The sequence below is a fragment of the Streptomyces sp. NBC_00443 genome, from assembly GCF_036014175.1.
In the GTDB taxonomy this organism is placed as follows: domain Bacteria; phylum Actinomycetota; class Actinomycetes; order Streptomycetales; family Streptomycetaceae; genus Streptomyces.
Window position 1 is genome coordinate 4899200 of sequence record NZ_CP107917.1, and the last position, 18886, is coordinate 4918085.

17 protein-coding genes and 2 pseudogenes are annotated in these 18886 nt (G+C 69.2%); 8 read left to right on the forward strand and 11 right to left on the reverse strand.

All coding sequences use genetic code 11. The annotated features are described in order from the left end of the window. Positions 1-33: 33 nt before the first annotated feature. Positions 34-966 carry an oxidoreductase gene (locus OHO27_RS22155; protein ID WP_328426549.1) on the forward strand — a complete coding sequence of 311 codons (933 nt, stop codon included), beginning with the start codon at positions 34-36 and terminating at the stop codon, positions 964-966. A gap of 25 nt (positions 967-991) precedes the next feature. On the opposite strand, the gene OHO27_RS22160 is transcribed toward OHO27_RS22155, so the two are convergent. Continuing rightward, entirely contained in the window at positions 992-1408 is a 417-nt protein-coding gene (locus OHO27_RS22160) for a hypothetical protein (protein ID WP_328426551.1), read from the reverse strand. Between the two features lie 140 nt (positions 1409-1548). Between OHO27_RS22160 and OHO27_RS22165 the strand changes: the two are divergent. Further along, positions 1549-2303: pseudogene (locus OHO27_RS22165) on the forward strand (PIG-L deacetylase family protein). A gap of 3 nt (positions 2304-2306) precedes the next feature. On the opposite strand, the gene OHO27_RS22170 reads toward OHO27_RS22165, so the two are convergent. Continuing rightward, positions 2307-2654 (reverse strand): DUF1330 domain-containing protein, encoded by a 348-nt coding sequence (locus OHO27_RS22170; RefSeq protein WP_328426553.1) that lies wholly within the window; start codon positions 2652-2654, stop codon positions 2307-2309. Between the two features lie 169 nt (positions 2655-2823). Here OHO27_RS22170 and OHO27_RS22175 point away from each other — a divergent pair, with 169 nt between their 5' ends. Together OHO27_RS22175 and OHO27_RS22180 are read left to right on the forward strand one after the other, a co-directional pair. Further along, positions 2824-3831, forward strand: coding sequence for a C40 family peptidase (locus tag OHO27_RS22175; protein WP_328426555.1), 1008 nt, complete (start codon positions 2824-2826; stop codon positions 3829-3831). Positions 3832-4028: 197 nt separating this feature from the next. Next, on the forward strand, positions 4029-4739 hold the full coding sequence (locus tag OHO27_RS22180; protein WP_328426557.1) for a phosphatase PAP2 family protein: 711 nt from the start codon (positions 4029-4031) through the stop codon (positions 4737-4739). 45 nt (positions 4740-4784) lie between these two features. On the opposite strand, the gene OHO27_RS22185 is transcribed toward OHO27_RS22180, so the two are convergent. Beyond that, positions 4785-6386 (reverse strand): FAD-binding oxidoreductase, encoded by a 1602-nt coding sequence (locus OHO27_RS22185; protein WP_328426559.1) that lies wholly within the window; start codon positions 6384-6386, stop codon positions 4785-4787. Between the two features lie 535 nt (positions 6387-6921). On the opposite strand from OHO27_RS22185, the gene OHO27_RS22190 reads away from it, so the two are divergent. Further along, positions 6922-7764, forward strand: a complete 843-nt coding sequence (locus OHO27_RS22190) for a hypothetical protein (RefSeq protein WP_328426561.1) — start codon at positions 6922-6924, stop codon at positions 7762-7764. Between the two features lie 110 nt (positions 7765-7874). Continuing rightward, positions 7875-8051 carry a hypothetical protein gene (locus OHO27_RS22195; protein ID WP_328426563.1) on the forward strand — a complete coding sequence of 59 codons (177 nt, stop codon included), beginning with the start codon at positions 7875-7877 and terminating at the stop codon, positions 8049-8051. Positions 8052-8086: 35 nt separating this feature from the next. Here the strand turns inward: OHO27_RS22195 and OHO27_RS22200 are convergent, their stop codons facing one another. Then, positions 8087-8452: a metal-sensitive transcriptional regulator gene (locus OHO27_RS22200; protein WP_328426565.1), complete on the reverse strand. Its 366-nt coding sequence runs from the start codon at positions 8450-8452 to the stop codon at positions 8087-8089. Positions 8453-8702: 250 nt separating this feature from the next. Between OHO27_RS22200 and OHO27_RS22205 the strand changes: the two genes are divergently transcribed. Then, positions 8703-9323, forward strand: coding sequence for a DUF47 domain-containing protein (locus OHO27_RS22205; protein WP_210582535.1), 621 nt, complete (start codon positions 8703-8705; stop codon positions 9321-9323). Positions 9324-9332: 9 nt separating this feature from the next. After that, the gene (locus tag OHO27_RS22210; RefSeq protein ID WP_328426567.1) at positions 9333-10331 is read left to right on the forward strand and encodes an inorganic phosphate transporter; all 999 of its coding nucleotides are present in this window, start codon (positions 9333-9335) and stop codon (positions 10329-10331) included. Between the two features lie 273 nt (positions 10332-10604). On the opposite strand, the gene pstB is transcribed toward OHO27_RS22210, so the two are convergent. From pstB to OHO27_RS22245, 7 genes and pseudogenes are all read right to left on the reverse strand, one after another. Further along, positions 10605-11381: a phosphate ABC transporter ATP-binding protein PstB gene (gene pstB / locus OHO27_RS22215; protein WP_328426569.1), complete on the reverse strand. Its 777-nt coding sequence runs from the start codon at positions 11379-11381 to the stop codon at positions 10605-10607. Positions 11382-11423: 42 nt separating this feature from the next. Further along, on the reverse strand, positions 11424-12479 hold the full coding sequence (gene pstA / locus OHO27_RS22220; RefSeq protein ID WP_328426571.1) for a phosphate ABC transporter permease PstA: 1056 nt from the start codon (positions 12477-12479) through the stop codon (positions 11424-11426). Beyond that, positions 12476-13483 (reverse strand): phosphate ABC transporter permease subunit PstC, encoded by a 1008-nt coding sequence (gene pstC / locus OHO27_RS22225; protein ID WP_328430507.1) that lies wholly within the window; start codon positions 13481-13483, stop codon positions 12476-12478. Before pstC ends, pstA begins: the two co-directional genes overlap by 4 nt. A 139-nt stretch (positions 13484-13622) precedes the next feature. After that, a complete protein-coding gene (pstS, locus tag OHO27_RS22230) occupies positions 13623-14750 on the reverse strand; it encodes a phosphate ABC transporter substrate-binding protein PstS (protein WP_328426573.1) in 1128 nt (375 codons plus the stop codon). A 245-nt stretch (positions 14751-14995) separates the two neighbouring features. Beyond that, positions 14996-15418 carry an NUDIX hydrolase gene (locus tag OHO27_RS22235; RefSeq protein WP_328426575.1) on the reverse strand — a complete coding sequence of 141 codons (423 nt, stop codon included), beginning with the start codon at positions 15416-15418 and terminating at the stop codon, positions 14996-14998. Between the two features lie 55 nt (positions 15419-15473). Then, positions 15474-16649 (reverse strand): CHAD domain-containing protein, encoded by a 1176-nt coding sequence (locus OHO27_RS22240; RefSeq protein ID WP_328426577.1) that lies wholly within the window; start codon positions 16647-16649, stop codon positions 15474-15476. Continuing rightward, positions 16630-18866 (reverse strand): annotated as a pseudogene (locus OHO27_RS22245) (RNA degradosome polyphosphate kinase). Before OHO27_RS22245 ends, OHO27_RS22240 begins: the two are co-directional and overlap by 20 nt. Positions 18867-18886 lie beyond the last annotated feature (20 nt).

Genomic DNA, 18886 nt, shown 5'->3' on the forward strand with positions numbered 1-18886 from the left:
GACAGCATTGTTGGCGACGCCTACATTGAGGGTATGGCTGACAAAACGAAGAAGAAGACGTGGGACGCGACCAGCCTCCCTGACCTGAGCGGCCGTACGGCCGTCGTCACCGGTGCCAACAGCGGCATCGGCCTCACCGCGGCCGACGCGCTGGCCCGATCCGGCGCGCACGTCGTGTTCGCCGTACGGGACCTCGATCGGGGCCGTGCCGCGGCCGCGACCGTGACCGGCAGTACCGAGGTGCGGCGCCTGGACCTGGCGGATCTGGCCTCCGTGCGGGAGTTCGCCGATGCGTGGCAGGGGCGGCCGCTGGATCTGCTGATCAACAACGCCGGCGTGATGATGCTGCCCCAGCAGCGGACGGCGGACGGCTTCGAGATGCAGTTCGGCACGAACCACCTGGGCCATTTCGCGCTGACGAACCTGCTTCTGCCCTACGTCACCGACCGGGTCGTGACACTGTCGTCCGGCGCCCATCGGTGGTTCGGCGCGAGGATCCGCTTCGAGGACCTGAACTGGGCGTCCGACTACGACCCGAACCGCGCTTACGCCCAGTCGAAGCTGGCGAACCTCCTGTTCACGCTGGAACTCCAGCGCCGCCTGACGGAGTCCGGTTCCCCGGTCCGCGCCCTGGCCGCCCACCCCGGCTATGCCGCCACCAACCTGCAGAGCCACGCGGGGAGTCCGCTGATGCGGGCGTTCATGAGGATCGGCAACAGGGTCTTCGCACAGGACGACAAGGCGGGCGCGCTGCCGACGCTGTACGCCGCGACCCAGGACCTCCCCGGTGCGAGCTACGTCGGACCCGACGGGCTGGGCGAGATGCGGGGTGCGCCGACGCTGGTCGGGCGGACGGCGGCGGCCAGTGACGCGGCGGCGGCGCGGCGGCTGTGGACGGTGTCGGAGGAACTGACGGGTGTGAGCCTGCAGTTGGGGGCGCTGGACCGGGTGACGGCCGAGCGCTAGGGCGCTCTCCGCCGCCCCGGCTCGGTCAGGACTCCGGCTGCGTCACCGTCAGAGCCCAGCGGATGTCGTCCGACGAGGCGTCGACAGCTATCACGAAGGACCCGAAGCGGACCACGCCGGGATCCATGGTCACGGAGCCCACCCCGGCCTCCCCTGCGGGACAGTCGACCGAGAACGCGGCGACCTCCGTCTCCTGCGACATCGTCACCCGCACGTCGCCGCCGCCCTCGCACGCCACCGTGAGCACGGTCGGCAACCCCTCCCACGCGCCGCCGGACACGGCGCCGCCGTCCCCCGTCTGCTCCTCCACCCACAGCAGCCCGTCCGGCCCCGGATGGGGCAGCAGGACATCGGCCGACGCGGCGGCAGGGCCCGCCGCCACGCCGGTCAGCGCACAGGCCACGAAGGCCGTCGCGGCCAGGGCACGGCTGGCTCGTCTCATGATCGTTCCCCTTGAAGTCGCTTACGAAGCCGGTCAGTTGCTTGTTCATCGCTCGTTCGGGGCTCAGTCTGCCGTGCCGGATGACCTTGTGCCTGAGTATGTGTACTCAGGGGTAGGCCGTACGCGGAGGTGGTCGGACGATGTCGTTGCCGAGCCTGCTCGGGGTGTTCGGGCACCCGGACGACGAGGCCCTGTTCGCGGGCGGAGTCCTCGCCCGGCATGCGGCCGCCGGTGCGCGTACCGCCGTGGTGACGGCGACCTGGACCCGGCAGACCCGGCGCGGCGCCGAACTCGCCGAGGCGCTGCGGACTCTCGGTGCGGGTGAGCCGCGGATGCTCGGCTATGCCGACGCCGGGGTGCCGGACTCCGCCCCCGGTCGCCCGCGGCTGTGCGAGGCACCGCTCGACGAGTCGGTGGGGCGGCTGGTCGCCCACATCCGGCAGTTCCGGCCGCGGATCGTGCTCACCCATGACGCGTACGGCGGCCTGACCGGGCACCCCGACCATGTGCACACCCACCGCTTGACCACCCTCGCGGTCCAGGAGGCCGGCCTCGAACGGCTCCACCCGGACGCCGGCCCTGGCAGCCGAGCGCCCTCTACCTGGCCACCCATCCGCACTCGGCGCTCCCCGCCCTGGAGGAACTGGCCCGTGCCGGCAAGGGGATGAACACCGTGCCGGACGACCGGATCACCGCGACCGTCGATGTGCGCCCCTGGCTGGACCGTAAGTGGGCGGCCGTACTGGCGCATCGCACCGAGGTGGAGCGAGGGGCGGTACCCGGGTTGCTGGCCGGCTTCCCGGCGGCCGTACGCGAGCGGATCCTGGCGACCGAGTGGTACATCCGGCAGGATCCGGTCTCCCACGCGTCGGGCCGGACGGAACTGACCGCGTGACAACTACTCGGCGGACACGGCGTCCCGGATCGTCTGGGCGGTGGTCTTCGGGTCGTAGTCGTCGGAGACGCCCTCGACCAGGATGATGTCGCCCTCGATGTGCCGGGAGCGCAGAGGTGCGATCTCGCGGTAGGCCGGCGAGTCCCACCAGGACCGCGCCTCTGCGATCCCCGGGAAGCCGATCATCACGACGTGTCCGGGCCAGCTGCCCTCCTTCACCTCGTGCTGCGTGCCATGGACGAGGAAGCGGCCGCCGTACGGTTCGAAGGTGGCCGGGAGGCGCTCGATGTACTCCGCGATCTCCGGGTGCGGGGCGGCTTCCTGCAGGTGAGCAATGGCGTAGGCGGGCATGGTGTCCTTCCCTTCGGTCGGGCTCCCTCTGGTGTCGATGCTGGCACGCGGGTCGCGGGGGATCGATTACCGCTCAGGTAATGCCGGTCATGGCTGCATCGGTTGCCGCGGATTCGCAGTGGGAAGCTCATAGACTGGCGCGGGCGGAATCCCGGTGGGCGAGGGGCGGTTGACGGTGCGTAAGGCATGGATCGTGGCGGGCGCCGCACTCGCGGCGGGGCTCAGCTTCGTGATGCTGCTCGTCGTCGGGGTCTACATCGTCGCCGGGAACCTCGCCGGCGGAGTCGGCGGAGCCTCCAAAGCGCTGGCCAAGGGGGCCGTGCCGGCCGCCTACTCGGCGCTCGTGCAGAAGTGGGGCAACCTGTGCCCCGCCATCAACCCCGCGCTGCTCGCCGCCCAGCTGTACCAGGAGAGCGGGTTCAACCCGAAGGCGCAGAGCGCGGCTGCGGCGCAGGGCATCGCGCAGTTCATCCCCGGGACCTGGGCCACGCACGGGATGGACGGCGACGGGGACGGCGACCGCGACGTATGGGATCCGAACGATGCCATTCCGTCGGCCGCGTCGTACGACTGCAAGCTCGCCTCCTACGTGAAGGGCGTACCCGGCGACCCGACGAAGAACATGCTGGCGTCCTACAACGCGGGGGCGTACGCGGTCATCAAGTACAAGGGTGTCCCGCCGTACAAGGAGACCCAGAACTACGTCAAGACGATCACGACGCTTCAGCAGAGCTTCGCCGCGCCCGTCAGCCGTGTCGATCCCAGCAAGCAGGCCGCCGGTGCCATCTACTACGCCCAGAAGAAGCTCGGCACGCTCTACCTCTGGGGTGGTGACGGTACTGCCGAGGACAACGGGCGGTTCGACTGCTCGGGGCTGACGAAGGCCGCGTACGACAGCGTCGGGATAGCGCTGCCGCGCGTCGCCAACGACCAGTGGAACGCGGGGCCGCATCCGGCCAGGGAGGAACTGCTGCCGGGAGACCTGGTGTTCTTCTCGGACGACCTCACCAACTCCCGGGCCATCCGGCATGTGGGTATTTATGTCGGTGGCGGGTACATGATCGACGCGCCGAGAACGGGTGCTGTGATCCGGTTCGACCCGATCGACACCCCGGACTACTTCGGGGCGACGCGAGTGACGGAAGATGGCGCGAAAGCGCTGCCCACGACCGTGTAGACGGAGCGTGAACCCACCCCCTGAGCTGCGGCGATGGGTCTCTCTTCGATAACGTCTGCGTGATCATTCAGTGGAGTGTGGAACGTATCAACAGGGGTCGTGCGTTCCTGGTGTCGTAGCCGGATCCACAACCACGGGGGTGGGCGGAGCGGCGCACGCACGATGCGCCGGAGAGACGACGAAGGGGCCGCGGCATCATGGCTGGACTCGCAGAATCCGGGTCGAACCCCGACGTCGACCTGCTCTTCGACATCAATGGCCTGGCCAAGGATGCCCCGCGCTGGTTCGACCGGGTCATGGAGTACGTCGGTGAGTACGGGCTGGTGCTCGCCATGGTGCTGCTCGTGGTGTGGTGCTGGTGGTCGGTGCGGCGCCGCGGTGACGAGGACGCCGCCTCGTCCGTCGCCGCGCTCGTGTGGGCGCCGCTGGCTGCCGGGATCGCGGTGCTGGTGAACGTGCCCATACGGGGGTTCGTCGAGCGGCCCCGGCCGTTCCGTGATCATCAGGGGCTCGAGGTCCTGGTGAGCGGCAAGACCGACTACTCCTTCGTGAGCGACCACGCGACGATCGCCATGGCGCTGGGAGTCGGGCTGTTCGTCGCCAACCGGAAGTTCGGCCTTGCCGGGATCGCCCTTGCTCTCCTCGAAGGCTTCTGCCGGGTCTACATGGGCGTGCACTACCCGACCGACGTCATCGGCGGCTTCGCCCTCGGCACCGCCGTCGCCCTCCTGCTGTCACCGCTGGCCATGGCCCTGCTGACACCTCTGATGTCCGCCGTCGAACGGTCGCCGAGGGGCGGCCGGCTGATCAAGGCGCGGGAGCATGCCCGGGCGGGCGGGCAGGGAGCGGTGATTCCGGGGGCCCGTACGGAGACGGCGGGAGCTGCGGAGCGGGATCTCGCGGCCTAGCTGTCACCGGCCCGTCCGGCGCTGATCCGGGCCCCGGCCGCAGGGCTAAAGCGCCTGTGGATACGCGAAGAAGCCCTGCGGGTCGTACTGCCTCTTCAGCTTTGTCAGGCGGGTCGCCGCGTCGCCGTAGTACGCCTTGCGCCAGTTCCGCAGGGTCGGGTCGGAGTAGTTCTGGTAGGCGGCGCCCGAGGCGTGGGGGCGCATGGTGTCGTGGGCCGTGGTCAGCCAGGCCTGGGCCGTGGTGCCCGTCGTGCCGGCGCGCCAGGAGGCGAGGTACTGGGCCAGCATGCGGGAGCGGCGGTGCACGAAGGCCGTCGCGGTGGGGGAGACGCGGTTGACGGCTCCGCCGAGGGCCGTGAAGGCGATGCTGCCGGAGCCGCCGCGCACCGACTGCATCTGCTTCAGCAGCGTCTGGATGCCCGCCGCGGAGAGCGAACGGTCGAAGAAGTCCGACTTCGCCGCATACGTCTCCCGGCCGAGGGCGCCCTGCGGGGAGCGACCCGGAGTGGAGCCGGGGAGGTGGCACTGCGCGTCCGTGGAGAAGGACGAGCAGCCCGCGTACAGCTCCATCGACTCCTCGTACGAGCGACGCTTGAGGGAGACGCTCCTCGCGGGGCCGGGGCCGCCGGGGCGGTCGGCGAGGCGGTCCACCGCGTTCTGGAGTTCGCGGTACGTGCCCAGGGAGAACGCGGCGACGGAGATGGTGGGGGAGCCGCCGGCGTGGTTCGCGAGGTGCAGGGACGACCAGATCTCGTCGGGCTGGGCCGGGCCCCACTCCTGCCAGGCCTTGATCAGCGCGGCCGCCTTCGACCAGGGCCAGGTCATGTATGCCGTGACGGCCTGGGGGGCGGGGTGGGTCCTGAAGTGAAGTTCCGTCACCACGCCGAAGTTGCCGTTGCCGGCGCCGCGCAGGGCCCAGAAGAGGTCCTTGTTGGTGGTGGCGTTGGCGGTGAGCTGCTTGCCGTCGGCGGTTATCAGGGTGGCCTGGGTGAGGCTGTCGCAGGTCAGGCCGTAGGCGCGGGACGTGACGCCGTGGCCGCCGCCGAGGGTGAGGCCGGATACGCCGACGGTGGGACAGGAACCGGCGGGGATCGTGACGCCCTTGGCGGCGAGGGCTCGGTAGACGTCGATGAGCTTGGAACCGGCGCCGACCACCGCGGTGTTGCCGCTGGCTCGGATGCGGTTCAGCTTGGAGACGTCGAGGATCAGGCGGTTGTTGCCGGAGGACCAACCGCCGTAGGAATGGCCGCCGTTGCGTATGGCGACGTGGAGGTTGTGGGCTCGGGCGTAGGCGAGGGTGGTGCGGATGTCGTCGGGGTGGGAGACGTAGGCGACTGCGGCGGGCTTCAGGGTGTCGAAGCGGGTGTTGTAGAGCTGGTGGGCGGCTTTCCAGGAGGCGTCGCCGGGGCGTATGAGGGGGCCGTCCAGGTCTTGGGCGAGGGCGGTCCAGTTGGCGGCGGCGGATTTGCTGGTGGCGGTGGCTTGGGTGCGGGTGCCGGCGCCGGTGCCCGTGCTGCTCGTGGCTGTGCCGGCTGTTTCTGCGCCGGTGCCGCTGCCGCTGCCGCTGCCCGAGCTGCTGTTGCAGGCGGTTGCCGTCAGGGCGGTTACGGCTGCTGCTGTGCCGCCGATGAAGGTGCGCCGTTCCATGTCGCCTCCTGGGGGTTCGTGGAACGAGACGAGGTGGTGGCGGGCGGGGTTCCATGGGGTGGGGGATGACATGGGTGGTGGCCGGGTGTTTTCTCGCCCCCGCCGCCCCTACCCGTCCCGTCCCTGGGGGCTGCGCCCCAGACCCCCGCTTCGGCCTGAACGGCCTCGTCCTCAAACGCCGGACGGGCTGAAATGCCTCGACCTGGCGTTCGTTCGTAACCCGCGCTCCCTCAACCCCCCACATGCCCCTCCGCATCCGCCCGGGCCAGGCTGCGGGCCCGTCTCGCGGGGCCGCGCCAGCCGCAGGTGCAGCGGGCTGTGCAGAAGTGGCCCTTCTCCACTGTTGTCGTGCGGTGGTTCGGAGGGTCGTCGGGAATTTCGGGAGACGTCGGTTCGTCCTTGCGCGCCACGGCGACAACGTTACCCAGGGCAAGTAGACGCAACGCCTCCGCGTGCGTGACGAGGGCACCTACCCGTCGTTATCCGGAACGACAGGGGGCCCGTGACGGACGTACCGGCTGGGGGTAGGCAGGCGATGACGGAGCGGCAGCAGCACAGGCAGAGGCGTGGGGCGGGCGTCGCGGCAGGGGTCCTGTGTGTCTGCCTCGCGGGCAGCGGGTGCGTGGCGGAGAGCGGGGCCGCTGTCGACGACTCACGGGACGGGGACGCCGTGAAGATCGTGCGGCGCGCGGCCGATGCGTTGGCCGGCGCCCGGACCTCCAAGGCCCGTACGTCCATGGAGATGGCCACCGGTGGGACGCGGGTCACCATCCGGGGCGAAGGTGTGTATGACTTCCGTCGGCAGGTGGGGCGGCTGAAGGTGCTGCTGCCGCAGGATCCGGCCGGCGCACCCGCGCAGCGGCCGATCGTGGAGCTCCTCGCTCCCGGGGCGCTGTTCATGAAGAACCGCGGTGCCGGTGTGCCCGCCGACAAATGGGTGCGCGTCGAGACGCGGTCGCTGTCCGACGGGAACCTCGTCACCGGTGGGGCGACCGATCCATACGCGGCGGCGGAGGTGCTGCGCGGGGCTCGGACGGCGAAGTACGTGGGTGAGGAAGAGGTCGCGGGGACAGCGGTGCGGCACTACCGGGGGAAGGCTGACCTGCGGGTTGCCGCCCGGGAGGCCTCCGACGGGAACGCGGAGTCCCTGGCGGCGGCGGCGAAAGGGTTCGCCACGGACGAGGTACCGTTCGACGTCTATCTCGATGACGAGGGGCGCATCCGCAAGGTGCGGCACCGGTTCAGCTTCGTCAACGGGCAGCAGCAGAGCGCTGTCGCCGTGGCCTCGACGACCGTGCTGTACGACTTCGGGGCCCCCGTCGACGTACGGCTGCCGGACGGTGACGACATCTACGCGGGCAAGATCGCCGAGGAGTGAGGGCCGCCGCGCGGGTAGGTGACGGGCGTCAAGAACTAGCCCGTCCGTGCCATGCGCGGTGTGTAGGCCGCTCCCTACTCTAGGAAGTCGGTAACGGCAGAGAAGAGGTGATGCACGTGGCTCCGGTCGGCGGTACGGCAGTTCAGGACTACGTGGCCCTCGCCGAGATCGAGCTGTGCGGAGAGCTGATCATCGCGGCCTCGGCCGCTCGTGAGGACCGGCTCAGCCTGGAGGACATCGACGAGGTGCTGCGAGTCGCGGAGGAACGCGACATCGGCGGCGGGTGAGGCGTCGGTCGGTCAGGCGGTGAGTGAGGCGTCCCTCACGTCCGTAGCAGTCGGCCGATCGCCTTCGTGGCCTCCTCCACCTTGGCGTCGATCTCCGTACCGCCCTTGAGGGCCGCGTCGGCGACGCAGTGGCGCAGGTGTTCCTCCAGGAGCTGGAGGGCGAAGGACTGCAGGGCCTTGGTCGAGGCGGACACCTGCGTGAGTATGTCGATGCAGTAGACGTCCTCGTCGACCATGCGCTGCAGGCCACGGATCTGGCCCTCGATACGGCGCAGGCGCTTGAGGTGCTCGTCCTTCTGCTTGTGGTAGCCGTGGATGCCCCGGTCGTGGTCCGTCACGACCTCGTTGGTGGCCTCATCAGCGGCGGAGGGTGCACCCGCGCCGGCCTCGGTGGTCGTCATCGCGTCCTCCAGACGTAAACCGCGTCATAAACCGTGCCACATACCCCTACTGGGTATATCGTATCGAACTTTGCTGGGTATAGGGCCCTGTGGCCGACGCCGTGATTCGGCCGCTGGACTGGACCACTGGGCAGCCCCCGTGCCGACCACTGTGCCTGATGGGCGACACTGGAGGACGGCCCATTAGCCGTGGCCGGATGATGCGCCTAGCATCAGCCTGACCGAAACCGATGCTTCTTGAGGACCCCACGTGCGATTTCGTCTGACCCCCCGGGAGACGAGCTTCTACGACATGTTTGCCGCCTCCGCGGACAACATCGTCACGGGCTCGAAACTCCTGATGGAACTGCTCGGGGCGGACACCGCCGGCCGGGCCGAGATCGCAGAGCGTATGAGGGCCGCGGAACACGCAGGTGACGACGCCACACACGCGATCTTCCACCAGTTGAACTCCTCGTTCATCACGCCGTTCGACCGCGAGGACATCTACAAGCTCGCGTCGTGCCTCGACGACATCATGGACTTCATGGAGGAGGCCGTCGACCTGGTCGTCCTCTATAACGTCGAGGAACTGCCCAAGGGTGTCGAGCAGCAGATCGAGGTGCTGGCGCGGGCCGCGGAGCTCACGGCCGAGGCCATGCCGAGCCTGCGCACCATGGACAACCTCACGGAGTACTGGATCGAGGTCAACCGCCTCGAGAACCAGGCCGACCAGATACACCGCAAGCTCCTCGCCCACCTCTTCAACGGCAAGTACGACGCGATCGAGGTCCTCAAGCTCAAGCAGATCGTGGATGTCCTGGAGGAAGCGGCGGACGCCTTCGAGCACGTGGCGAACACGGTGGAGACCATCGCCGTCAAGGAGTCCTGAGACCCTCCCATGGACACCTTTGCTCTGGTCGTGACCATCGCGGTCGCGCTCTTCTTCACGTACACCAACGGCTTCCACGACTCGGCGAACGCCATCGCCACGTCCGTGTCGACGCGGGCCCTGACGCCTCGGGCCGCGCTGGCGATGGCCGCGGTGATGAATCTCGGCGGTGCCTTTCTGGGGTCCGGCGTCGCCAAGACCGTCAGTGAGGGGCTGATCGAGACGCCGGAAGGCTCGAAGGGGATGGGGATCCTCTTCGCGGCGTTGGTGGGCGCGATCACCTGGAACCTGATCACCTGGTACTACGGTCTGCCGTCCTCCTCCTCGCATGCGCTGTTCGGCGGCATGGTCGGGGCGGCGCTGGCCGGGGGTACGACGGTGTACTGGAGCGGGGTGCTGGAGAAGGTCGTCATTCCGATGTTCGTGTCGCCCATTGTCGGGCTGTGCGTGGGCTATCTCGTGATGACGGCGATCATGTGGATCTTCCGGCGGGCGAACCCGCACAAGGCCAAGCGGGGGTTCCGTATAGCGCAGACCGTTTCTGCCGCGGGGATGGCGCTCGGGCATGGTCTGCAGGATGCGCAGAAGACAATGGGCATTGTGGTGATGGCGCTGGTCATCGCCGATGTCGAGGACTACGGCGATCCGATTCCGGTCTGGGTGAAGATCGCTTGTGCGGTGATGCTGTCGCTCGGGACGTATGCGGGTGGCTGGCGGATCATGCGGACCCTCGGGCGCAAGATCATTGAGCTTGATCCGCCGCAGGGGTTTGCTGCGGAGACGACGGGGGCGTCGATCATGTTCACCACGGCGTTCTTGTTCAAGGCGCCGATTTCCACGACGCATGTCATCACCTCGGCGATCATGGGTGTCGGGGCGACGAAGCGGGTGAATGCCGTGCGGTGGGGTGTGGCCAAGAACATCGTTCTCGGGTGGTTCATCACGATGCCTGCGGCTGCGTTGGTTGCGGCGGGCGCGTTCGGGGTCGTGAACCTGGCGTTCCTGTAGGGGCCGGGTTTCTTTCGCCCCCGCCTACCCTTCCCGTACCGGGGGGCTGCCGCCCCCAGACCCCCGCTTCGGCCTGAACGGCCTCGTCCTCAAACTCCCCCAGAGGGGGCACCCCCAGACGGGCTGGAATGCGGAACCGGCGTCGAGAAGCGCCGTCGGCACACAGATGCGCAGCCCTCACCGCACAGACAGGGGCCCGCCCCCCGGGAGCCAGGGGGCGGGCCCTTTATCTGCCTCGCGGTGGCACCGCCATGCAGCACCGCGAGGGGTCTGTCAGCCGAAGCGGCCGGAGATGTAGTCCTCCGTGGCCTGGACCGACGGGTTGGAGAAGATGCGCTCCGTGTCGTCGATCTCGATCAGCTTGCCGGGCTGGCCCACGGCGGAGAGGTTGAAGAAGGCCGTGCGGTCCGAGACACGCGCCGCCTGCTGCATGTTGTGCGTCACGATGACGATCGTGAAGCGCTCCTTCAGCTCACCGATCAGGTCCTCGATGGCGAGGGTGGAGATCGGGTCCAGGGCGGAGCAGGGCTCGTCCATGAGGAGGACCTTGGGCTCGACCGCGATCGCACGCGCGATGCACAGCCGCTGCTGCTGACCACCGGAGAGGCCGGAACCCGGCTTGTTCAGGCGGTCCTTCACCTCGTTCCAGAGGTTCGCGCCCTTGAGGGACTTCTCGACGACTTCCTGCAGCTCGCTCTTCTTGTAGTTGCCGTTCAGCCGCAGGCCCGCCGCCACGTTGTCGAAGATCGACATCGTGGGGAACGGGTTCGGGCGCTGGAACACCATGCCGACCTCACGGCGCACCGACACCGGGTCGATGCCGGCGCCGTACAGGTCTTCGTCGTCCAGGAGGACCTTGCCCTCCACGCGGCCGCCCGACGTCACCTCGTGCATGCGGTTCAGCGTGCGCAGGAACGTCGACTTGCCGCAGCCGGACGGGCCGATGAAGGCCGTCACCGAGCGGGGCTCGACCGTCATCGAGATGTCTTCGATTGCCTTGTGGGAGCCGTAGTAGGCGGTGAGCCCACTTACGTCGATTCGCTTGGCCATGTCTACTTCACTTCCAGATTCGGATCAGTCGCCGTGGCCGCGTCAGCGACCGGTCTTCGGGGCCTTCCAGCGGGCGATGCCGCGGGCCACCATGTTGAGGATCATCACGAAGGCGATCAGCGTGAGCGATGCCGCCCAGGCGCGGTCGTACGCCGCCGGCGACCCGGCACTGTTCGCGTACTGCTGGTAGATGTACAGCGGCAGCGACGCCTGCGCGCCCTCGAACGGGTTCGCGTTGATGAAGCTGTTGCCGAACACCAGCAGCAGCACCGGCGCGGTCTCACCGGTGATACGGGCCACCGCCAGCATGATGCCGGTCGTGATGCCGCCGATGGAGGTCGGTACGACCACCTTCAGGATGGTGCGCCACTTGGGCACGCCCAGCGCCAGGGAGGCTTCGCGCAACTCGTTCGGGACGAGCTTGAGCATTTCCTCCGTGGAGCGGACGACCACCGGCATCATCAGGATCGCGAGCGCCAGCGAGCCGGCGAAGCCGAAGGGCTGCATGTCCAGCATCAGCATGAGGCTGAGGATGAACAGACCCGCGACGATCGACGGGATACCGGTCATGACGTCGACGAAGAAGGTGATGGCCCGGGCGAGGTTGCCCCGTCCGTACTCCACCAGGTAGATCGCGGTGAGCACACCGACCGGCGCGGCGATCAGAGTGGCGAGGCCGACCTGCTCCAGCGTGCCGAGGATGGCGTGGTAGATACCGCCGCCCGGCTCGGAGTCGGCGACGACGCCCATGGAGTGGGTCAGGAAGTAGACGTCGAGGACCTTCACACCGCGCTGCACGGTCGCCCAGATCAGGGAGGCCAGCGGGATGACGGCGAGGATGAAGGCCACCCAGACCAGCGTCGTGGCCATGCGGTCCTTGGCCTGGCGACGGCCCTCGACGCGAGTGGCGATGACGAACGTGCCGAGGACGAAGAGGAGACCGGCGATCAGCCCCCACTGGATCCGGCTGTCGAGACCGGCGCCCAGGCCGATACCGACGGCGACGGCGACGGAGCCGGCCGCGATGGCGTACGGGGACCACTTGGGCAGCCGGGCCCCGCGCAGGGTGCTGGGCTTGTCGGCGATGGCGTGGCTCATGCGTTGGCCCCCGAGTACTCCTTGCGGCGGGCGATGATCGCGCGGGCCGCGCCGTTGACCAGCAGAGTGATGACGAACAGGACCAGACCGGAGGCGATCAGCGCGTCACGGCCGAAGGGGGACGCCTCACCGAACTTGCTGGCGATGTTCTGGGCGAAGGTTCCGCCGCCCGGGTTGAGCAGGCTGGCGTGGATGTCGAAGTCGGGGGAGAGCACGGTGGCCACGGCCATCGTCTCGCCGAGGGCGCGGCCGAGGCCGAGCATCGAGGCGGAGATGACGCCGGAGCGGCCGAAGGGGAGGACCGACATGCGGATGACCTCCCAGCGGGTGGCACCGAGCGCCAGGGCCGCTTCCTCGTGTATCTGCGGGACCTGGCGGAAGACCTCACGGCTCACGTTGGTGATGATCGGCAGGATCATGATCGCGAGCAGGATGCCGACGGTGAGCATCGAGCGGGCGGCTCCGCCGTCCCAGGAGAAGATGCCGGTCCAGCCGAAGTAGCTGTCCAGCCAGCCGAAGAGGCCGCCCATGTGCGGTACGAGGATCAGGGCGCCCCACAGGCCGTAGACGATGGACGGCACGGCGGCGAGCAGGTCGATCACGTACGCGATGGGGCCGCTGAACTTGCGCGGGGCGTAGTGCGTGATGAACAGCGCGATGGCGACCGCGATCGGAACCGCGATGATCATGGCGATGATCGAGGAGACGATGGTGCCGTAGACGAGGACCGCGATGCCGAACTTCGGCGGGACCACGCCGGTGTTCCACTCGAAGGCGGTGAGGAAGTTGGCCTCGTCCTTGCTGATCGCGAGGGTCGCGCGGTAGGTGAGGAAGACCGCGATGGCGGCCATGATCACCAGTAGGAAGATGCCCGACCCACGGGAGAGACCGAGGAAGATCCGGTCACCGGGGCGGGTGGCACCGCGGGCCGCGCGCTTCTGCTGGGCGTCCGAGGGCCGTGGAGTGGGGGGAGGCGCTTGAGTGTGCTGTGTCGATATGTCCATCGGGTTCTCCGGTCTGCGGAGCCACGCGGGTCTGCGCGGCTCGGTGGAGCCGTAGGCGATGTACGACTCCGGGCGGCGGTGCACCGGACGGTGCGGTCCGGTCCGGGTCCTTACAGGCCCGGACCGGACCGCACTCAGGTCAGCTCAGGCCATCGATGGTGGTACGAACCTCGGAGATGATCTCCTCGGGCATCGGGGCGTAGTCGTTCTCCTCGAGGATCTTCTGGCCGTCCTCGGAGGCGATGTAGCGCAGGAACGCCTTGGTGCCGGGCAGGGTGTCGGTCTTGTTGCCCTTGTCGCAGACGATCTCGTACGTCACCAGGGTGATCGGGTAGGCGCCGGCGGCCTTGGTGGCGTAGTCCAGCTCCAGGGCCATGTCCTTGCCGGTGCCGACGCGCTTGGCGGCGGCGATCATCTTGGAGGCGTTGGCCGTGGTGGCCTCGACCGGGGCGTCGGCGCCCGTGTCGATCTTGACCGCGTTGATGCCGTCCTTGGCGTACGACAGCTCCATGTAGCTGATGGCGCCGGAGGTCTGCTTGACCTGCTGGGCGACACCGGAGGAGCCGGCGGCGGACTGGCCGCCCTTGGCCTGCCAGGCCTTACCGCCCTCGTAGGGCCAGTCGGACTTGGCGGTGGCGATCAGGTACTTGGTGAAGTTGTCCGTGGTGCCGGACTCGTCCGAGCGGTGGAACGCCTGGATCTTCAGGTCGGGCAGCTTCGCGTCGGGGTTCAGCTTCGCGATCGCCGGGTCGTTCCAGTTCTTGATGCCGTCGTTGAAGATCTTGGCGAGGGTCGGCGCGTCCAGGACCAGGTTCTCGACACCCGGGACGTTGTAACCGACCGCGATCGGGCCGCCGACCATCGGCAGGTCGATGCCCTGGCCGCCGGAGCAGATCTTCTTGGAGGCGGTGATCTCCTCCTCGTCCAGCGCGGAGTCGGAGCCGGCGAAGGCGACCTGGCCCTGCGTGAACGCGGTGACGCCGGCGCCGGAGCCGCCGCCCTTGTAGTTGATCTGGACGCCCTTGCAGGCGGCGGTGAACTGCTTGACCCAGGCGTCGATCGCGTTCTTCTGCGCGGAGGAGCCGTCGGCGAGGAGCTGGCCCTGGGCGTCGTCGCACTTGATGTTGCTGGCGTCGGCGCTGGCGCTCGAATCGCCGCCGCCGTTGGTGCCGGTGTCGTCGGAGCCGCACGCCGTGAGGGCCAGGGCGCCGGAGACGGCGAGAGCGCCGAGAGCGAGAGCTCGCCGGTTCTTGCGCTGAAGCTTCACTTGAAAGAGTTCCTTCCAGGAGCCGCCGGCCTGAATTCGGCGGCGTGCGAAGAATGGGTGATGCGGTCCGTCCCCCGGGGCGCGGTCCGTCATCGTGCAAGGCCGAAATTAAGCAGAAGAGGTGAAGGCGCCAAAGGGCGTAAATGAACGGGGGGTGAACCCCTGGGGACGGTGCGGTGAGGTCACGGAACGCTTACGTTGAGGACACGGGTGCATTCCGAGGCTTTGTGGGGGGTTGTTGCGGACTATGCCAGGCGCAGCGACTCCAGCAGGGCGTCCACGAGGGAGCGGTCTCTAGGCTGGGTCAGGCGGCTGCGGGCAGCCGTGGGCGAGAGCCACAGCATGCGGTCCACCTCGTCGTTCGGGGCGAACGTGCCGGGGCCCGCCTCGGCCGCCCAGTAGCGGACCTGCTTGGGACGGTCGTTCGCCATGTACCGCATGGTGGGCAGTTCGGTGCCCGGCTGAGCGGAGTGACCGGTCTCCTCCGCGACCTCGCGCAGCGCACCGGCGAGGGGGGCCTCGCCACGCTTCAGTTTTCCCTTGGGGTGGGACCAGTCGTCGTACTTCGGCCGGTGGATGAGGCATATCTCCACCTCACCGTCTACCGGCGAACGGCGCCACAGGACGCAGCCGGCCGCATGGACGGTGAGGTCCTTCGCGTGCGTCACGGGATGAAGCCTCCTTCAGGGGTTCCTGATTCAGGAGTTCCCGTCTCGGGGATGCCTACGGCGTGCCCACCGTCTGCCGCTGCCAGGACTGCTGGAACGCGAACCGCGCCGCCTCCACCTCGTGCCGCTGGTCGGCGTGCAGGACGCCGAGCGCGTACGCCGTCGCCGGGGCGATCCGCGGGGTGCGGGCCGCCTGCGCCGCGGCGGCCGCGGCCTCGGAGGCGTCACGGTGCCGGTTGAGGGACTGACCGGTCGCCAGCAGCCGTACGTCCACCTGGCCGCTGTCGCCCTGCAGCACCTCGCGGGCGTAGCGGTGCAGGCGCAGCAGCAGGCGGACCTGGTGCCACGGCGCGTCCTGCGGATGCGGGGCCGGGTCCGGGGACAGTCCGTGGATCAGGGCCTCGGCGTTGTAGGGGTGGCCCGCCGTCACCAGGGGCAGCGCCGTCACCGCGTCGGTGAGCCGCTCCTCGGCGGCGGCCGCGAGGGGGCGCAGGTCGGCGGTCGCCGCGGCCGGGGTGAGGGGGACCTCGCTGGCCAGTACGGCGATGTTGTCGGCCACGGCGTGAAAACGGCTGCTGCCCAGGGCCTGGAGCGCGGTGCTGTGCGCTCGCGTCCGGGCCAGGGTCAGCTGGCGGTCGAGCAGGGCGCCCGCCTTTGCCGCGCCGACGGTCAGGTTGCCGCGTTCCGGGGTGGCCGCCGGGTGGGCCGGGGGACCGGCCTCAGCAGGCTCCCCTTTCTGTGGGCCGGCGCCGGGGCCACGGCCGCCCGCGGACGCATCGGTGGAACCGCTCCCCGCAGCCCTGCCCCCGCCGGGCACGGTCGTCGCACTGGGCACGCCGGCCACCCCCGTCTGCGCGGGCAGCACCGCCGCCCCCGACAACCGGTGCAGCGCCAGGAGCAGGCGCTCCAGACGGGCCGCGTACGCGTGTTCCATCGCCAGCGTGCCCGACAGCCAGGCCAGTTCGGGGCGGATGGCCTCCGACCAGTCGGTGTCCAGCAACGGGCGGAACGTGTGCAGGCTGGCGCTGATACGGCGGGCCGAACGGCGCAGGGCCCGGGCCGCGTCGACGGACTCCTCCGAGCCACCGCCCGCCGTACCGCCGCCGGTCTCCCGGTGCATGCGCAGGGCTCGGAGGAACTCCGTGGCCTGGGCGCGCAGGTAGCCCGCGAGGGCGTCCCCGGTCACGGCCGCGGCCATGGGGTCCGTCGGATCAAGGTGTTGCTGTGCCACGCCGGCGCCTCCGGGCGTCTATGAGCATCTCCTGGACGTTGCGCAGGGGCTGGCCGTCCGCGTCCGTCGCGTGCCGGGTCCACTCGCCGTCTGGACCGAGGTGCCAGGACGCGGTGGTGTCGGACATACCGGTCTCCAGGAGCCGGTTGAGCGCGGCGCGGTGGGCCGGGTCGGTGACCCTGACCAGGGCCTCGATACGGCGGTCGAGGTTGCGGTGCATCATGTCGGCGCTGCCGATCCACACCTCGGGTTCGCCGCCGTTACCGAAGCCGAACACCCGGGAGTGTTCGAGGAAGCGGCCGAGGACCGAGCGGACGCGGATGTTCTCCGACAGCCCCGCCACGCCCGGGCGGATCGCGCAGATGCCGCGGACCCAGATGTCGACCGGTACGCCCGCCTGGGAGGCGGCGTAGCAGGCGTCGATGATCGCCTCGTCGACTATCGAGTTGACCTTGATGCGGACATGGGCGGGACGCCCGGCACGGTGGTGCTGGGCCTCCTTGTTGATCCGCGAGATCAGGCCGTCACGCAGGGACTTGGGGGCCACGAGCAGACGGCGGTACGTCTCCCGGCGGGAGTAGCCGGACAGGCGGTTGAACAGGTCGGACAGGTCGGCGCCGACCTGCGGGTCGGCGGTCAGCAGGCCGAGGTCCTCGTACAGCCGCGCCGTCTTCGGGTGGTAGTTGCCGGTGCCGACGTGGCTGTAGCGCCGCAGCGTCTCGCCCTCCTGGCGGACCACCAGGGACAGCTTGCAGTGCGTCTTCAGGCCGACGAGGCCGTAGACGACATGGCAGCCGGCCTCCTCCAGCTTGCGCGCCCATTTGATGTTGGCGTGCTCGTCGAAGCGGGCCTTGATCTCGACCAGCACGAGGACCTGCTTGCCGGCCTCGGCGGCGTCGATGAGCGCGTTGACTATGGGGGAGTCGCCGGACGTGCGGTACAGGGTCTGCTTGATCGCGAGGACGTCCGGGTCGTCGGCCGCCTGCTCCAGGAAGGCCTGCACGGAGGTGGAGAAGGAGTCGTACGGGTGGTGCAGCAGCACGTCCCGGTTGCGCAGCGCGGCGAAGATGTCCGGCGCGGACGCCGACTCGACCTCGGCGAGATCGCGATGGGTGCCCGCGACGAACTTCGGGTACTTCAGCTCGGGCCGGTCGATGTGGGCGATGCGGAAGAGACCGGTGAGGTCCAGGGGCCGGTCAGCGGGTAGACCTCGGCCTCGCTGATCTTCAGCTCACGCACCAGCAGGTCAAGGACCTCCTGGTTGATGTTCTCCTCGACCTCCAGGCGCACCGGCGGCCCGAAGCGGCGCCGCATGAGCTCCTTCTCCAGGGCCTGGAGGAGGTTCTCGGCGTCGTCCTCCTCGACCTCCAGGTCCTCGTTGCGGGTGACCCGGAAGGCGTGGTGCTCCAGGACCTCCATGCCCGGGAACAGCTCCTCCAGGTGCGCGCCGATGACGTCCTCGATGGGGACGAACCGGCCGGGGGAGGCTTCCAGGAAGCGGGAGAGCAGCGGCGGCACCTTCACGCGGGCGAAGTGCGGCGTGCCGGTGACGGGGTTGCGGACCCGTACGGCCAGGTTCAGGGACAGGCCCGAGATGTACGGGAAGGGGTGCGCCGGGTCGACCGCCAGCGGGGTCAGGACCGGGAAGATCTGGTGCCGGAACAGGGTGAAGAGGCGGGCCTGCTCCTTCTCCGTCAGCTCGCTCCAGCGCACCAGGTGGATGCTCTCCTCCGCGAGCGCGGGGGCGACGTCCTCGTGGTAGCAGGCGGCGTGCCGGGCCATCAGTTCGCGGGAGCGGGCCCAGATCATCTCCAGGACCTCGCGGGGCTGGAGGCCGGAAGCGGACCGGGTGGCGACACCGGTGGCGATCCGGCGCTTCAGACCGGCCACCCGGACCATGAAGAACTCGTCCAGGTTGCTGGCGAAGATCGCCAGGAAGTTCGCACGTTCGAGGAGCGGGGTGTTCGGATCCTCGGCGAGTTCGAGGACGCGCTCGTTGAACGCGAGCCAGCTGCGCTCCCGGTCCAGGAAACGGCCCTGCGGCAACTGGACGCCGTCGATCTCGGTGACCTCGTACGCGTCGAGGTCGGCATCGATGTCGGGTTCCAGGTCGGAGACCACTGCCGAGGTGACCCCGTGCGGACGGTGCGCCGCGATGGAGCCCACGGAGGGCTGCGCGTGCTGGACCTTTGCCTGGGCGTTCGAGGACTGGCTCATATGCCCATTGTTCCGCGTGT

Bases quoted from the DNA above. Each gene is read 5' to 3' on its own strand.
- OHO27_RS22155 (WP_328426549.1), top strand. From the start codon at position 34: ATGGCTGACAAAACGAAGAAGAAGACGTGGGACGCGACCAGCCTCCCT.
- OHO27_RS22160 (WP_328426551.1), bottom strand. From the start codon at position 1,408: ATGAGACGAGCCAGCCGTGCCCTGGCCGCGACGGCCTTCGTGGCCTGT.
- OHO27_RS22170 (WP_328426553.1), bottom strand. From the start codon at position 2,654: ATGCCCGCCTACGCCATTGCTCACCTGCAGGAAGCCGCCCCGCACCCG.
- OHO27_RS22180 (WP_328426557.1), top strand. From the start codon at position 4,029: ATGGCTGGACTCGCAGAATCCGGGTCGAACCCCGACGTCGACCTGCTC.
- OHO27_RS22185 (WP_328426559.1), bottom strand. From the start codon at position 6,386: ATGGAACGGCGCACCTTCATCGGCGGCACAGCAGCAGCCGTAACCGCC.
- OHO27_RS22190 (WP_328426561.1), top strand. From the start codon at position 6,922: ATGACGGAGCGGCAGCAGCACAGGCAGAGGCGTGGGGCGGGCGTCGCG.
- OHO27_RS22195 (WP_328426563.1), top strand. From the start codon at position 7,875: ATGCACGTGGCTCCGGTCGGCGGTACGGCAGTTCAGGACTACGTGGCC.
- OHO27_RS22200 (WP_328426565.1), bottom strand. From the start codon at position 8,452: ATGACGACCACCGAGGCCGGCGCGGGTGCACCCTCCGCCGCTGATGAG.
- OHO27_RS22210 (WP_328426567.1), top strand. From the start codon at position 9,333: ATGGACACCTTTGCTCTGGTCGTGACCATCGCGGTCGCGCTCTTCTTC.
- pstB (WP_328426569.1), bottom strand. From the start codon at position 11,381: ATGGCCAAGCGAATCGACGTAAGTGGGCTCACCGCCTACTACGGCTCC.
- pstA (WP_328426571.1), bottom strand. From the start codon at position 12,479: ATGAGCCACGCCATCGCCGACAAGCCCAGCACCCTGCGCGGGGCCCGG.
- pstC (WP_328430507.1), bottom strand. From the start codon at position 13,483: ATGGACATATCGACACAGCACACTCAAGCGCCTCCCCCCACTCCACGG.